Here is a 16,795-nt window from a genome sequence, read left to right on the forward strand (position 1 = left end):
CCGCAACTCTATGACTGGGTTTTATTTGGCTATAGCTATAGCAGCCATGCGGCTGGAAAAACTAGTTATAAAGTCAACAAAGAAGCGATCGCCTTGTAAGGCTGTAAAAGTTTTTTGACATATTTGTTGAAGGGTTTTGATCGTTGAAGGTCTAGAGCTAATCGCAGATTGAGTCTCAGGTTGCTGCTCAAGATATTCCACAAAGCTGTTACCGCCGATATGAGTTAGATAAGCGGCGGTAACAGCTTGCATGGAGCCACCGATCGCATAGGTGATCGCATTAACTTTAAAGAAAGAAGCGATCGCGGAAGTAGCTATTTCGATACAACCAAGTTGTAATAATTGCTGCGCGATGGTTAGCCCAAATTGCTGTGCTTGTTTAAAATTTAAAGGGCGATCGTAGATTTTGGCGAGATCGATCAACATCTGCGTATTAATTGCGGCTCCAGCCAGTAAATCGATCGCGGGGATGGGGTTAGCAAAGACCGTCGTAGCCGCAATTAATTGATAGCGACTGATGATTGTGGTGGCATCTTGGCGACGTTCTTGATGAATTGCGCCATTGATTTCTTGCAACAAAGTTTTGATTTGCAGGTGAGTATTGTGAATTAGCAAATCTTCCCACTCGTTAGAAAGAATTTCTTCGATGCGTTCTTTCAATTGCATCACATCGGGTGGCACATCTTCCCACCATTCTTGGCTCGCTTCATGACGATCGGAAGCTTCAGCATTGACATATTGACGCACCTTAATCGGGCTAGGTTGGGCGGCGATCGCCACAATATCCGTAGCTGCTAAAAAATGTTGGGTGCGTTCTTGCAGCTTAGCTAATACATGTTCGCGATCGCTTGGCAAATATAAGTCTGTCTTATTAAGCGCCAGAATTACGCGCTTACCCAATCCTGCAAGTCGATCAAGTTCGTGATATTCACTATTCGTTAAATCTCCAGCAGTCACAAAAATCATTAGATCGGCATTCTGGGCTATTTGCAGAGCTTCTAGTTCTCTCTGTTGACCCATTGCGCCCATTTCTTGCGTCCCTGAAGTATCCAGCAAAGAAATTTGACGCTTTACTTTGTTTTCACTATGAATCGGTGTAAGGCAAACGGGCGAAAAGTCGATCCCTTGATAAGTGTATTCTTGACGGGCGATCGTCGTGCCAATTGCTGCTCCAGTTTTACCTGCCTTACGTCCTAACAAAGCATTAATTACTGAGGTTTTGCCTGCGGAACCTGTCCCGAAAACAACGATCCGAAAATGATTTTTTTGCAAATTACCAGTAATTTGTTGCGCTTGCTCATCTAAAGTTTTGCGTTTACTGGGATCGGCAATTTTAGCGATCGCCTTTTGCGCTTGCTGCAATTCTTTAAATAAATAACTGCGATCGATTACTGCTGGCTGCTCTAAATCTGAAGCAAAGCTCTTTCGCACATTCGCAAACAAAAGTGTGCCACCGATCATCAGCGTGGTTATGCTCAGTAAATGCCAGTCATGTTCCAGAGCAAATAAACTATTTGCGATCGCGGAAACACTGACAACCCCTAAACCTAATAGCAAATTTTGGGGCAAATTTTTCGGCAAATTTTTGCGAGACAAGACTGTGCGATAGTTCAGCATTCACAACGTACTTTTGAAAATTTAATCTTAAATATCTTAAGCGTACAGTTTTACCATAATCGTCAAGATAGCAATAAAAATTTTATAGCAATCTCCGACCGAAAAAGCAGAAGTGCTAATTACAAACCCTGCTGCTGTGAGAACATTGCTTTAGGAGATTTCCAAAAGCAAATATACCCATGCGTAGGGGCAGGTTTTGCAATAAATCTATGGGGAAACCATTGACTTGTGGCTAAACCTGCCCCTACAGGGATTTTCTTTACTTTTACCCCATCACAAATTCTAGATACAGACAAATGCTCAACGGAACGAATATATTTTTGATTGGGATGATGGGTGCTGGTAAAAGCACTGTCGGTAAACACTTAGCCCAAAAATTAGGTTACAACTTCTTAGATACAGATCCACTGATTGAACAATGTGCGGGTAAGTCAATCCCTGAAATTTTTGCCAATGATGGTGAAGATACATTCCGCGATCTTGAACAGCAGGTACTTTCGCAGGTTTCCGCCCATACCCGTCTAGTTGTAGCCACTGGTGGCGGCATTGTCATGAGATCGCTTAATTGGTCACATTTGCACGATGGCATTGTTGTTTGGATTGATGTACCGACTGAGACTTTGCATAAGCGCCTCAAAACCGCGTCTGAGCCACGCCCACTTTTGCAAACCGCCGATCCATTGCAAACCCTCAATGATATCTATAGTCAACGACGCGATCGCTATGCTCAAGCTGACATTTCGATCATGGTCACGGCAAATGAATCAAGCGAAACTGTCTGCGATCGTTTATTTGAGATGATTCAAACTCGAATTACCCCAGATCGTCTTAAATAAATCAACAAGGTTGCGCCTCTGCGGGGCACAACCTTGTTGATTTTGGTTTGTAGGCGGTGATTCCCACCGTCTATAGTTTCTAGGTTTGCGATCGCAATCTTAGGAGTGCTAAGATAATTTTTTCAATTTGACAAAAATTGGCTTTGCATAAGCTCAAGAATAACTGTGCAAGTGGAACAAGAGTGATTCGATAAGCATCAACACTCTTAAAAAGTTGGGACTAACCGAAAATTTTAGTGCTGATATGACACCATCATCCCCTTCTCGCATACCATCCATGGATACCATCGCTACGATTGATGTAATTGCAGAGAGCGAATCTTCAAGTGAATTTCCGTCTGCCAAGCACAACAGTCCAGCCCCAGCTTTATCTAGTTTCCCAGATAGTTCTGACAGGAGTTCCAGTGCCTTAGCGGTGACCTCAGGAGGTAGTTTTGCTTCTGTGCTTGCGCCACTTACACCCGAAAAATTCAGTCAAGTTGTTAGTGATGTTGAGCAAAGATTGCGAATCGTCAATCAAACTCTTGGAATGCTTAACACCGACTTCGATGTCATTCTCGATGAAATGCTGCAAGCAATTCGCGGCAAGATTGGTGAACTACTTTCAGCCGATCGCACCACAATTTTTTTATTAGATGCCGATAAAATTCAATTATGGACAAATGTGCCTAGTGAAGATGGCAAAAATATTGAAATTCGTATTTCCACAGAGCCGACTAGCATCGCTGGTGAAGTAGCGACTTATGGTCACATCGTCAATATTCCCTTTGATTTTTTTGACGATCCGCGATCGACTCAAGCAAAAAGGCAATTTGAGCGTACAGGTTATCGCACCTACTCCATGCTCGCCATGCCACTTTTGAACGATGACGATCAACTAGTTGCGGTGGTGCAGTTAATCAATAAATTAAGAATTATCGATCCTTCTGTCGCCCTTGAAGATAGCGTTGATAGAATCGGGTTCACTGAAGAAGATCAAGCTCTATTTGCTCAGTTCGCTCCATCTATGCGCCTAATTTTAGAAAGCTCTCAGGCGTTTTATTCGGCAGCCCAAAAGCAACGCGCCGCCGATGCGCTAATGAAAGCAGCTATGTCTCTTGGGCAAAGTTTAGACTTAGAGACAACCCTTAAAAAGGTGATGGAAGAAGCCAAATTATTGATGAATGCCGATCGCAGTACGCTGTGGCTAATCGATCGCGATCGCAATGATCTCTGGACGCAAATTGTCAATCACGATGGCGCAACCAAAGAATTGCGCGTACCGATGGGCGTGGGATTTGCAGGGCGAGTTGCAACTACTGGGGAAGTCTTAAATATTCCCTTTGATCTTTACGAACACCCTGATGCTGCCAACTCCAAAAAATTCGATCAAGCAAATGGCTATCGTACCTGTAGTCTTCTTTGTATGCCGATTTTCAATTCTAATAAAGAGCTAATCGGTGTTACTCAATTAGTTAATAAAGTTCAGCGCGGCGATTTTCCTGAATACGATCCCAATACATGGCCAGCATCTCCTGAACGTTTCAAGGCAAGTTTTAATGGCAATGACGAAGAATTCATGAAAGTCTTCAATGTCCAAGCAGGTGTGGCGCTGGAAAATGCCAAGTTGTTTGCCAAGGTCAAGCAAGAACAGCAAATGCAAAAAGACATTTTGCGAAGTCTTTCTGATGGTGTGATCTCCACCGACAAACATGGCAAAATTATTGCCGCTAATGAACGCGCCTATGCTCTGCTTGGGGTTGGCGAAGCCTTGCTAGAAGGCAAATCTGTATATGAACTCATCAACATCGAGAAAGCTAACTTCACGAGATGGTTCGATAACAGCTTAGAAGGTAGTGATGAAAAAAGTCGTAAGCAATATTACCCCGATCAAACTCTGCGCTCTACCGATGGTGAACAGCACAGCATCAATATTTCGATCAATACAATGTCCGAAGGTGATGAAGGCGAAGGTGTGCATGGTGCACTAGTGGTGATGGAAGACATCAGTCAAGAGAAACGACTTAAGAGTACGATGTATCGCTACATGACCCAAGAGCTAGCCGAACAGCTTTTGGCAGGTGGTGATGCCAAGATGGGTGGCGATCGCAAAGAAGTTTCAGTTTTATTCTCAGATATTCGCAGCTATACCACGATTACCGAATCTCTCGCCGCCGAAGATGTGGTGATGATGCTGAATGAATATTTTGAAACGATGGTAGAAGCAGTATTTAACTATAAAGGCACGCTGGATAAATATATTGGTGATGCAATCATGGCGGTGTTTGGTTCACCTTTGCCAATTCCTGATCATGCATGGATGGCTGTCCAAACTGCGATCGATATGCGCCATCGTTTAAAAGAGTTTAATATCAAGCGCATCGAGCAACTAAAACCCAAAAATCAAAAAGAACTTGATATGGCAACGATCAGAATCGGTATTGGGATTAACTCCGATACGGTGATTAGCGGCAATATTGGTTCTACGAGACGGATGGAATTTACGGCGATCGGTGATGGTGTTAATCTGGGTTCACGGCTAGAGGGCGCAAGTAAACAATATGGAACAGATGCGATCATTAGCGAGACTACTTACAAATTTTGTAGCGATCGCATCTGGGTGCGTGAACTAGATTGCATTCAAGTCAAGGGAAAAAATCAACCCGTTAGTGTGTATGAATTAATCGGTTTAAAATCTGATCCTCTTAGTCCAATCCAGACTCAAATAATTGAGCATTACCATGCAGGTCGTGAACATTACCTAACACGCAAGTTCAGTAAAGCCGTTGCTGAGTTTGCAGAAGTCCTAGAGCTAGATCATCACAATAAAGCCGCAAGTATTCATATCACTCGTTGCAACCATTTTCTGACCAATCCGCCCGAAAACGAATGGGATGGAGTATGGAGAATGACTGAGAAATAAAATCCAAAAAAGAGAGGAGGTGCTTTGCACCTCCTCTCTTTTTTGGGTTTTATGTAATTCGTCAGACGGAAATTCACTATACGACTTGGTTTTGCTGTTACATTGTTTTCAAGTATCGTGATTATCTTGTACAGCATTCGTAGATTTTATGGCACAGCAAGGACAACAACAGTTAGATTTTAGATTGGAGTCTAACGGGGGAAATATCATACCGACCTCATTGCATACAGAAATGCAGCAATCGTACCTAGAGTATGCGATGAGCGTCATTGTCGGTCGTGCTTTGCCCGATGCCCGTGATGGACTTAAACCTGTGCATCGCAGGATTATCTATGCCATGCATGAGCTTGGACTCGTCCCAGAGCGTCCATTTCGTAAGTGCGCCCGTGTCGTCGGGGACGTATTGGGTAAGTATCACCCTCACGGCGATCAGTCGGTTTACGATGCCCTCGTGCGCTTGGTGCAAGACTTTTCGAGCCGATATCCGTTACTGGCGGGACATGGTAACTTTGGCTCCGTGGATAACGACCCTGCGGCTGCCATGCGTTATACCGAATGTCGATTGGCTGCGATCGGCAATGAGGCATTACTGAGCGAAATCGAAGAAGATGTTGTTGATTTTGTCGATAACTTTGATGGCTCGGAGCAAGAACCAGCCGTATTACCTGCCCAGTTACCGATGCTATTGCTCAATGGCTCCACAGGGATCGCTGTAGGCATGGCGACCAATATTCCGCCGCATAATTTGAGTGAAGTGGTCGATGGCGCGATCGCATTAATCGATAATCCTGATTTACCCGACGAGCAACTTCTCCGACTGATCCCAGCTCCCGACTTTCCCACAGGTGGGATCATCATGAATCAGGAAGGCGTGCGTGAGGCATACTTAACTGGGCGTGGTAGCGTCACAATTCGCGGTGTGGCTGCCGTTGAGCAATTTGGCGGTAAAGGTACAGGCAAACGTCAAAAACTGGCGATTATTATTACTGAATTGCCTTACCAAGTAAATAAATCGGCATGGATCGAGAAAATTGCTGAGTTGGTGAACAATGGCAAAATCGAGGGAATTTCGGATATTCGTGATGAAAGCGATCGCGCAGGAATGCGAGTTGTCATTGAACTAAAAAAAGATGTTGCACCTGAAGTAATTATCGAGCAGCTATATCGTCAAACCGCTCTGCAATCAAACTTTGGTGTAATTCTCTTAGCGCTCAAAGGTTCGCTACCAAAGCAGATGTGCTTGCGTGAGCTGTTGCAAGAATTTCTATCTTTTCGTGAAGAAACTCTCGCTAAGCGCTTCCGTTATGAACTGAAGAAGGCCGAGGAGAAATCGCATCTATTAGAAGGACTAGTAATTGTTCTCCAAGATATCGATCGCCTAATCAGGATTTTACGATTTGCAAATAATAGCGCTCTGGCTAAAACCGATCTACAAACAGAATTTGCTTTATCAGAAATCCAAGCTGAAGCCATTCTCTCCATGCCTTTGCGTCGGATCACTGCCATTGAGCAACAAAAGATTCGCGAAGAGTTAGAAGCTTTACAGCAACAAGTTACTCGGTTAGAGAGATTGCTAGGAGATCGCCGCGAGTTGATGAAATATCTCAAAAAAGAATTGCGCGATCACAAAAAAAGACATAGCGATCAGCGACGGACTCGTCTCGCATGGGAGCTGTTAGAAAATCAACAAACTATCAATGTTTCGCCAAGTGATGATCCAGAACCGCCAAAACAAACCTCTAAAAGAGCTAAATCCCAAAAGAATGAAGGAGATCTCCAGATTCAGCAAATACTTGAGACTGGGAACGTAACTGAGGAAATTACTGAAAAAACTACCCAAAAAACAAGCGATCGCAAATCCACTAAAGCAACAACTAATAAACGACCTCAACTTGTAGAAGTTCCTCTCATCTCGCTGACAACTGAGCTAAACATTCCTATTGCAGAACCGCAGGATATGACCGTTCAGATCACTCATAAGGGCTATATCAAAGGCTATGAGAGTAATTCTAGATCTGCACAATCTGCGGATTTAGGAGATGATGTCACCATCGCTTCCTATGACACCCGTAGCGATCGCGAAATGGTGGTTATGACTAGTTCAGGTAGAGTCTTTCCCCTTGCTCTTACGAATGTGCCAATTGTCAAAGGTAAAGGACGGGCTACTCCTTTAATTACGCTATTACCTGATAGCACCGATCGCATCGTGTCGCAGTTTGTCTGGGAAAAGAATGCTGAATCGACGGAAGGTTTAGTCTTGCTTTCTAATCAAGGCAAAATCAAGCGATCTCCACTTTCAGAATTTGCCGATATGACTGCAAGGGGATTAATTGCCGCCAAATTCAAAGATGATGATGCGCTGTTCTGGGCTGATATTGTCGGCTTAGAGCAAGAACTCGCGATCGCTACCTCCGCAGGTCGGATTTTGAGACTCAAAGCCGATGAAACTCAAATTCCTCCCGTAGGGCGATCTGCCGCAGGAAATATTGCTTTGCGTTTAGGAAGCTCGGAAACTCAAATTGGTGTAGCGGTTCTTGATTTACAAACTAATCCTAATTCTGAACTTATATTAATCACTGCCGAAGGTTTTGCCAAACGGATATCAGCAGCAAATATCAGATCGGCAGTTAGAGGTGCGATCGGTTCGCAATGCTTCAAGTTCCAATCACGAGCCGATAAATTAGTTAGCATGACTGCGATCGCCAAGCCACGCCTAGATCTACCTGTCACTTTTTTGATCGGTCAAGAAGGCGATATTGGTTTAAGAACGGTACAAATGCCTCTGGGCGCGATTCCTTTAGAATCGCAAAATAGTCAAGGACGTTCGATTTTTGCAGGTGAAAGTGATTTAGTGCGATCGGAAAAAGTAATTCGGGTAGTTGCCAAATAAGAACAAAAGCTTCGCTGCACGAGGCTTTTGTTCTTATTTGGCTTAAAGAGAGATTTCGCTTTGCGAAATCTCTCTTTAAATTGACTATGCAAGAAGCGCATCAAGCTTGCCCTTAGAGTCCAGAGCGTGTATAGCGTCACAGCCACCGATATGCTGATCGTTGATAAAAATCTGCGGGACAGAACGCTTGCCATCAGAACCTCTAGCTACCATTGCCGATCGCGCGGCATCGTCCCCATCGATCACATGTTCGGTATATTCTACGTTTTTCTTGTCGAGCAAATGCTTTGCCCTTATACAGAAAGGACACATACGCCATGTATAAATCTCAACCTTTGCCATTACAATTTCCTAAATTTGTTTAACCTACGACATTTTAACAAATCTTAAAACCCAAAAGGGATTTGCGGCGCAAAGCGCCGCTTTAGGTGGCTTGACAAAACCCACCCGTTTCAACGGGTTTTAGCTCTCAGCCCGCACTTGAGTGCAGGGCGTTCTTATGTGCGATCGCGAGGTGGGGTAGGTGCAGTGCTAGGAGAAGTATTTGGAGAAGGCTTTACATCTTGAGGTGATGGCGATGGTGCGGCTGTTGGCTCAGGTAAAATCGGGATCTTAGAGATAACTTCTTCAGGATGACTGGGCGGAATCCCTTCGCTGACAATAATGTCCTCGATTACTGTCTTGACAATTGGAGCTGCAACAGTAGAGCCAAAGGCATCTGCCCCAATAGGTTCATCAATCACCGCCAACACCACATAACGTGGCTCCTTGGAGGGGAAAATACCAACAAAGCTGGTGATTTTAGCATTGATATAACCGCCGCCAGTAGTTGAAGCCTTTTGAGCAGTACCAGTTTTGCCAGCAATCCGATAACCAGGAATACGTGCAGGTAAACCAGTCCCTTTCTCGACAACATTAGTCATCATTTCCAAAACTCTCTGAGCAGTGGCTGGCGAAATTACTTGTCGAGGCGTTGGTAATTTCGGTTGAAAATATTCTTCGCCTTCATCATTAATTAAACCTTTCACCACGTGAGGTGTGAGTAACTTACCACCACTAGCGAGTATGCCCTGCAATTGCACCATCTGAATTGGAGTGAGTGAGAAACCTTGACCAAAAGAAGCAGTTGCTGGCTCGATCACATATTCAATGAACTGCTCTTGCGGCTTGAGAGTACTGGAGGTTTCCGCAGGCAGATCAATGCCAGACATATCGCCCAGACCAATACGCTCTAGCCAACCGTAATACACCGATGGCTTCATGCGCTGGACGATATGCACCATGCCCACATTGCTCGATCGCTCTAGGATTTGGCTAATGCTGAGAGAACCAACCGCACCAGCTTGTTCGTAGTCAAAGTTAGCCACAGGCCAGCCGCCAATAGTCAGTGCTCCTTCATCATTAAATACAGTGTCTGGCTGAATCGCTCCTGCTTCGAGAGCGATCGCGACATTAAGCGGCTTAAATGTTGACCCTGGTTCATACAGGTCAGAAACAGCCCAATTTTTGAAGAGTTTGACATCGGATTCATAATAACGATTTGGATCGTAGGTTGGCTCAGTTACTAGTGATAGCAGCCCGCCATCCCTAGCATCCATGACAATCACCGAACCCCGCTTTGCGCCAAACTTGACCATCTGTTGCTTGAGAATCTGCCTAGCGGTGCGTTGAATGCGCGAATCAATCGTCATTTGTAAGCTAGTGCGATCGCTTTGCAGCATTCCCGCAGGAATACGGTTAGGAATTAACTTGCCATTACCATCTTGGGCAACTGATGGCGCTTGATCGGTGCGCTCTAATAATTTTTCTTGACTAAGTTCGATTCCAGCTTGACCACGATGATCGACATTCACATAGCCGAGTAGCTCCGCAGCCAGATCCTGTTGTGGATAGAGTCGATGCCGCTGTTGAATCAGATCTAAACCATCTAGACGCAAGTTAAAAATACGATCGGCATTTTCCTCAGATAGCCAATATTCCACTTGGGTAGAAGTAGTATCACGAGTGAGGACGCTGAGCAATTTATCCGCGGGTCGTCTGAGGATCGGCGCAAGTTTTTCGGCGATCGCCTCAGGCTTTTCTTTGTACAGATGAGGATGCGCAAATAATGTGAAGACAGGGCGATCTAGGGCTAAAACTACACCTTTGCGATCGGTAATGGTGCGACGGGGAATGAATGGTCGCAAAGTAAACATTTGCTGCCGTCGAGCCTTTTCGAGTAAATCAGGTGATGTGACAACCTGTAAATATACTAAGCGCACGATTAAACCAACCATCGACAGAGCCAGAATCATCCATATCAGCACTGTTCGACGTTTAAATAGATTAATAGTGGCAAGATCTCTGGGCTGAAGCGATGGGGTCATGACTATATTTTGGCAAAATTCTTAGCGAAATTCTTGACAAATCTCTTGGCAAAGTTGACGGAAGCGATCGCCGCGCTGCTCGAAGTTAGCAAACTGGTCAAAGCTAGCACATGCAGGCGAGAGTAGCACAGTTGGCAATGGCTGGCTAGGGTGATTGTGGGCGCGACTATGGGCGATATGAGCGGCTTGTTTGACTGCATTTTCAAGAGTTTCTACGATTTGATAATTTTTAAACCCTGCATCGTTGAGCATTTCCGCAAACAAGTTCGCAGCTTCACCAATCAATAATACCGCGATCGCTCTTTGACGAATTTGCTCGATCCATGCACTCGCATCACCTTGCTTCGGTTGACCACCTGCAATTAATACGACAGGTGGTTTTACCGCTCTTAATCCCACTTCGGCAGCATCATAATTTGTAGCTTTGCTGTCATTAATAAAAGCAATGCCTTCATAAAAGCAAATATGTTCAAGGCGATGCGGCACACCTTGAAAACTGGAAATGGCAATATCGATATGCTCAGAGTCAATTCCCGCTAGCTTTGCCGCCGCCACCGCCATCAATAGATTTTGGCGATTGTGCTTGCCCAAAAGTTGCCAATGGGAGATCTGAAAAATCGACTCACCCCGAAATTTCACCCAGCCATCATCAATACAAGCGCCATCAGCGATCGCCTCGACTACCTGCTGATCAAGCCCTGTCCAAATCGCTTTTGGCCACATCGCTGCCCCAAAATTCACTAAATATGGATCGTTGCCATTTATTACTATATGCGCCGACTGATCAATCAAGCTCGCCTTGATATCTCGATATGCCTCAAGGGTATAGTGGCGGTTAAGGTGGTCAGGAGTTAAGGTAGTCCAGACACCTATTTGTGGCTTTACCGTTTGGATGGATTCAATCTGATAGCTGCTCAGTTCGGCAATAATCCAATCGGGCTGAAGTTTTTGTTGCAACACCTGTAAAGCAATTTCGCAAGCGGGAAACCCAATATTGCCACAGGCGATCGCCTTTAGTCCTGCGGCTTGAAAAATAGCCGCTGTCAGCGATGTAACCGTAGTCTTTCCGTTAGTTCCTGTGATGCCGACCCAAGGAATATGTTTCAGATAGCGCCATGCAAGTTCGATCTCACCGATCGTATCAATACCTAGCGATCTCGCCTGTTCAACTTCTTGCCGATCCCAAGGCACACCTGGGCTAACAGCCACGAGGTCTACATTTTGCCCCGATTCAATTAATCTAGCAAAGTCAGGAAATCCTCCAAGCTCAACCGTAATTCCTTCCGACTCTAAAACTTGCTTACGTTGCTCTAAGCTGGAACTAGCACTACTATCACTAACTGTCACTTGCCAGCCATCAGCTTTAAGCAGTTTTGCCGCAGAAATTCCAGACTGTCCCAGTCCCAGTACATACGCTTGATGCATGGCGATCGCTTGATTGATAAATTTATTAAATTAAAAAGTTAATATCCAAGGATACAGGAACTTGCGTAAGTAGGTAGGCACAATTAAATATAAAACCTTAAAACCCATGTTGCCCGCTGCGCGGGCGGCATGGGTTGCGTCGGGCTTTGCCTGACGCAATAATTTTTATCTCCAACAGAGGGGGTGCGTAGCATCCTCTCTCTATTATTTTTGACATTGTTGCGAAGCACACTCAAGAGTCACAACAGGAAGCTGTATGTTGGTAATATCTTAAAGACAAGCTAATTTACGGGCTACTGAGAAGCAAACCGCAAATTATCCTGTTTTTGACATTTCTAAACTGTTGAATATGTTTACATATGGCGAATAAACCTCCCTTTTCAAGCAAAAAAACGAATGCAAAAAGAAAGAGGAAGGCTGCCGTTGCTGCTGCCCCTATATCCAGACAAGCCTCAAACAAGAGTAGTTGGTTAAATAATTTACCGATTAGCTCCAAAATCCTCTTTGCGATCGGTGCAACTAGCTTTTTATCGTTAGTTGGCTTTGCGATCGCCTCTTTGTATTTAAATAGTTACCTTTCGCAAATTGTTAACCAAGATGCTCAAAGGCAACTATCAGATGCCACATTATTTGTGTTCGGCTTAGGGACTATTTTGATTGTGGTTAGTTCATTCCTTGGCTTGTTTATTGGTCGTACCCTTAGCAAGAGAATTAAGGGTCTAGAAGCGATCGCTAGACAATATGCCTTAGGGAATTTTGAGACACCTGTAGAGCTTGGAGCACAAGATGAAATTGGTAAGTTAGCCGATGTTTTTAGTCAGATGACTTTTAACCTTGCTCAAAACAAGCAAGATCAATCTACGACCCAGATTGAAGCCGAAGCCCAAAACAATATTTTTCAAGATGAAATTTCACATTTGCTGGATGTGGTTTCGGAGCTAGAGATGGGTGATCTCACGGCTAAGGCAGAAGTCAGCCCTCATGCGACGGGTTTGATTGCAGATACTCTCAATCGTCTGTCAGAGCAGCTAGCCGAAGTACTTGCCGCAGTTTTGCAGACCGCACAGCAAGTAACTCTTCGTACTGATCGCCTTGAGAAATTAGCGATCGCCGTGTCGCAAAACGCTGAACAACAGGAAGCATTGGTAGTGCAAGCCCGTTTAGGAATTGAAGATGTAAACCAATTGGCTCAAGATGCGGCTCAACTTGCGATCGCGGCAAATAGAGCTGTGCAGAGGGTGAGATCGGCTGTGCGACAAGGGGAGGAGCAAATTATTTACTTGACTGCTTCGATTGAGTCTCTCCAAGCTGCGACTGTGCAGATGGTGCAAAGGATTAAAAATCTGGGCGAATTCGTGGCTCTTGCCAAACAATTTGTGTTAGATCAAAAGCGTCTTGCCTCTTTAACTCAGGTCTTAGCAACCAATGCCTCTATGGTGGCAGCACGGGCGTTAGAACAACGAGATCCTGAACAATTTGTCTCTGTGGCAAGAGAATTTGAAGCGATCGCCTCGCAGGTAAATAACTTGGCAACCCAAACTAATCAGGGGCTAGTAGCTTTGCAGCAACGGACAGGATTTGTTGATGTGGTCGTGTCGGGTATCGATCAAGACGTTCGCGATGTGAATAGCCTTGTGTCGGACTTCACCAATAGTGTGAATAGTTCAGAGCAGTCATTTACCAATATCGCAACGGTAACCGAGGAGTTATCTGAAATTGGCGTGGCAGTTAATGATTCTTCGCAATCAATCGCTGAAGCTGTAAAATTTAGCTTAGCCTCGATTCAAGATATTGAAGCGATCGCCGAACGTTCTGCTTCTCAAGCGCAGTTTACTCGCGATCAATCTGGCAAGATGGGAATGCTTGCCAGACAATTATTAGAAAGAGTGCAGTTTTTCCGTTTGCCGCCAATGATGGAAACTGAGGATACGGAAATTGACGAGATGGAGTTACTTGAAATTGAGGAATTTCAGGTTGTGAGCTGATGTTCGAGCGACAATCGTCATAATCACAAATTGATAGCAAATAGCAAAATAATGCCAAATTCTGAATTTGATGATATACAATTGCAAGAAGAACTGCGTAATCTATTTGAATTAGATACTCAGAAATATTTGCAATTATATGTGGATACTGTTCATCAGCTAAATGCTGACAATTGGCGTGAAGATATTCAGCAGCTATATCGTTGTGTCCATACGATTAAAGGGGGATCTGTAACCGTAGGATTTCAAGCTGTACTTCAAGTCTCGACCATATTAGAAGATGTACTTTCCGATCTTCGCTATCTTGATATTGCACCACCTTTAGCTGATGGAGAATTAGCAAAGGCTTTGCTCGAAGCTGGAGAGTTGTTGATTGGCTCAGTCCAGATGGGCGAAAAAAGCGATCCCGATGCAGCGGTGAACTATATTCAAACCCTGCGCGATCGCATTCAATCTGAATATTTGCCCGAATGGAACGAAATGCGCCAAGTTCAGCAAGAATTTGCTGATCAAGGTTTTGATTTAGTCATCCTTGAACTAGAAATGGCGATCGAAGATTTGCCGCCCACAGGTAACGTTCCGACTGAAACTGCTGAGATCGCTAAGCAAACTGTTGCTCAGTTACAGGAAATTGGTTCTGAGATTAATTTGGCGACAACTTGGCATAATTTTTTGCAAAAAGGTAGTGATTTATGCGATCGCCTAGATTGTGAGTTATGGCATACAGAATGGATGCCATTTCTGCAAAAGGTCAAAGAAAGCGCTCGTCAGGGTGGGATTTTTGAAATTGAGCCAGAATCAATTATTTCAACTTTAAATATAGAATCTGGATTAATTACTGGAAATGAGGTTACATCCTTCACCAACGCTCCAGTTTCTCCCACGGCAGACATTCAAATTCCTGTGCCCCTCGATCGACTGGAGCGCTCTTCCCAATATCTAGTTGAAACCTTAATGGCAACTCGGGCTACACAAGGGTTTTACCAATCTGTTTATGCAAACTTAATGCCGTTAGTCTCGCTTGCTCAGAATAGTGTGCAGTACATTACCCAACTGCGCGAAGTTCAAGATGATTATGCATTATTAGACGCTTCAGGAGAACAGGATGGGCTGAAAATTGAGCGCTATCGTCAAGGCTATACAGCAATTAACCGTTTATTGGAAATCAGTCTCCGTTTGATTGAGTTAGGCTCAGAAACAGGCGAATCGGCAAGGCGAACTGCTGATAGCATCCAAGTTCTCGATCGCAGCTTACGTAACCTCCAACAAACCATCGAAGAAAGCCGCCTTGTTCCATTCTCAACCCTAGCTTTTAGATCGAGAGGGATTTTACGAGATCTAATGACTCGCGTTGGTAAAGTTGTCCAGTTTACGATTATTGGTGAGCAACTGGAACTTGATGCAGGTACACTTCGCAGTTTAGAACCTGTGGTACTCCATTTGTTGCGCAATTCCTACGATCATGGAATTGAGGATCTACCTAAACGCGAGAAGTTGGGCAAATCTCTACAGGGAAAAATTGAGATGTCTCTAAAACGTCGTGGCAGTATGTTTGACCTTAGCATTCGCGATGATGGCAAGGGAATTGATCCCGATCGCATCAGCCAAATAGCCAAATCCAAAGGACTGCCACTTACAGATACCAGCACTTCTGATCGCCTCCTAAACGTTCTATGCCAATCGGGTTTTACGTCCACTACAGTCGTTAGCGACATTTCAGGTCGTGGCGTGGGGATGGATGTGGTGGCGAGTCAAGTTGCCCTCATGAATGGCAAGCTCAGCCTTGTCTCCCAAATTGATAAAGGTACAGCTTTCACAATTCAAATCCCCGTACCACACTTGTTTGTCCGATGTATGCTCTTGCAGGCAGGCGATCGCACTTTTGCGGTTCCAACTTCAGAAATTTACACCACCACCTTAGTGGAGGGGCTACTATGGCAAAAGGTAGAGCGCTCTGACTACACAATTGAAGTACAAGAAGAGTGTGGAAAAGTGCCTGCGATCGATCTTTATCAATATTGGCAAGGACAAACCGAAACCAGAACGATCCTGCCATCGGCGATCGCCGTGAGGACGAAAAAATCAGACAGCGATCGCGGTATTTGGTTGATAGCCGACACCTTGATTGGACAGAGTGATTTGCTAGTGAATCCAATTCCAGCGCCTTTGGTTGCGCCGATCGGCTTAATCGGGATGAGCTTGATGCCTGACGGAAAACTTATTCCTGTAATTGACGCACTTTCATTTGTGGAAGTCTTCTTCTCATCAGAGTCTGAACTCCTCACGATTTCTAGTTCTCAATCAAATGCTTCCTTCCTTGAACTATCTAGCGATCGCCAGATTTTAGTGGTCGATGATGCGGCTCTAATGCGGCGAAGAATTGAGAGCAGCTTATCGCCGCAAGGATATGAAATTACAACTTGCGATGATGGTATGGATGCATGGCAATGGCTGCAACGGCATGGTCAACCAGCGTTACTAATTACGGACATTGAGATGCCGCGTATGGATGGATTTACGTTAATCGATCGCTGTCGCCAAGCAGGATTTGATATGCCAATCCTTGTAATTTCATCACGTCTTGCGGAAGAATGGTCACGCGAGACCGCTCGCCTCGGTGCAACTGATTATCTCACTAAAGGTTTCTCGACATCGGAGTTAGTAAATAAAGTTAGCTCTCTACTCGAATTAAGAACCATTGCATAACACTTTAGAGAATTGCGGCGCGAAGTGCCGCATCTCATGCAGCAACCCAAAAGAGAATGGTGGCGCTT

At 44.7% G+C, this 16,795-nt stretch carries 9 protein-coding genes; 5 read left to right on the plus strand and 4 right to left on the minus strand.

Annotated features, from left to right (window positions below; translation table 11 throughout):
* Positions 1 to 21: 21 nt before the first annotated feature.
* Entirely contained in the window at positions 22 to 1,617 is a 1,596-nt protein-coding gene (locus APA_RS02105) for a YcjF family protein (RefSeq protein ID WP_201320674.1), read from the minus strand.
* Positions 1,618 to 1,913: 296 nt separating this feature from the next.
* Here APA_RS02105 and APA_RS02110 point away from each other — a divergent pair, with 296 nt between their 5' ends.
* The 3 genes from APA_RS02110 to APA_RS02120 all read left to right on the plus strand — a co-directional run bounded on the left by APA_RS02110 (position 1,914) and on the right by APA_RS02120 (position 8,245).
* Positions 1,914 to 2,453, plus strand: a complete 540-nt coding sequence (locus APA_RS02110; protein ID WP_201320675.1) for a shikimate kinase — start codon at positions 1,914 to 1,916, stop codon at positions 2,451 to 2,453.
* 244 nt (positions 2,454 to 2,697) lie between these two features.
* Complete coding sequence (locus tag APA_RS02115; protein ID WP_201320676.1) at positions 2,698 to 5,355, plus strand: adenylate/guanylate cyclase domain-containing protein; 2,658 nt, start codon at positions 2,698 to 2,700, stop codon at positions 5,353 to 5,355.
* 148 nt (positions 5,356 to 5,503) lie between these two features.
* The gene (locus APA_RS02120) at positions 5,504 to 8,245 is read left to right on the plus strand and encodes a DNA topoisomerase (ATP-hydrolyzing) subunit A (protein ID WP_201320677.1); all 2,742 of its coding nucleotides are present in this window, start codon (positions 5,504 to 5,506) and stop codon (positions 8,243 to 8,245) included.
* Positions 8,246 to 8,329: 84 nt separating this feature from the next.
* On the opposite strand, the gene grxC is transcribed toward APA_RS02120, so the two are convergent.
* The 3 genes from grxC to murD all read right to left on the minus strand — a co-directional run bounded on the left by grxC (position 8,330) and on the right by murD (position 12,036).
* Positions 8,330 to 8,587 carry a glutaredoxin 3 gene (gene grxC, locus APA_RS02125; protein WP_201320678.1) on the minus strand — a complete coding sequence of 86 codons (258 nt, stop codon included), beginning with the start codon at positions 8,585 to 8,587 and terminating at the stop codon, positions 8,330 to 8,332.
* Positions 8,588 to 8,742: 155 nt separating this feature from the next.
* The gene (locus APA_RS02130; RefSeq protein WP_236579371.1) at positions 8,743 to 10,611 is read right to left on the minus strand and encodes a penicillin-binding protein 2; all 1,869 of its coding nucleotides are present in this window, start codon (positions 10,609 to 10,611) and stop codon (positions 8,743 to 8,745) included.
* A 21-nt stretch (positions 10,612 to 10,632) separates the two neighbouring features.
* Positions 10,633 to 12,036, minus strand: a complete 1,404-nt coding sequence (murD, locus tag APA_RS02135) for a UDP-N-acetylmuramoyl-L-alanine--D-glutamate ligase (protein ID WP_201320679.1) — start codon at positions 12,034 to 12,036, stop codon at positions 10,633 to 10,635.
* A 359-nt stretch (positions 12,037 to 12,395) separates the two neighbouring features.
* On the opposite strand from murD, the gene APA_RS02140 reads away from it, so the two are divergent.
* Together APA_RS02140 and APA_RS02145 are read left to right on the plus strand one after the other, a co-directional pair.
* The gene (locus APA_RS02140; protein ID WP_201320680.1) at positions 12,396 to 14,021 is read left to right on the plus strand and encodes a methyl-accepting chemotaxis protein; all 1,626 of its coding nucleotides are present in this window, start codon (positions 12,396 to 12,398) and stop codon (positions 14,019 to 14,021) included.
* A 51-nt stretch (positions 14,022 to 14,072) separates the two neighbouring features.
* The gene (locus tag APA_RS02145) at positions 14,073 to 16,727 is read left to right on the plus strand and encodes a response regulator (protein WP_201320681.1); all 2,655 of its coding nucleotides are present in this window, start codon (positions 14,073 to 14,075) and stop codon (positions 16,725 to 16,727) included.
* Positions 16,728 to 16,795 lie beyond the last annotated feature (68 nt).

This window comes from Pseudanabaena sp. lw0831 (genome assembly GCF_016584665.1).
Classification (GTDB): domain Bacteria; phylum Cyanobacteriota; class Cyanobacteriia; order Pseudanabaenales; family Pseudanabaenaceae; genus Pseudanabaena.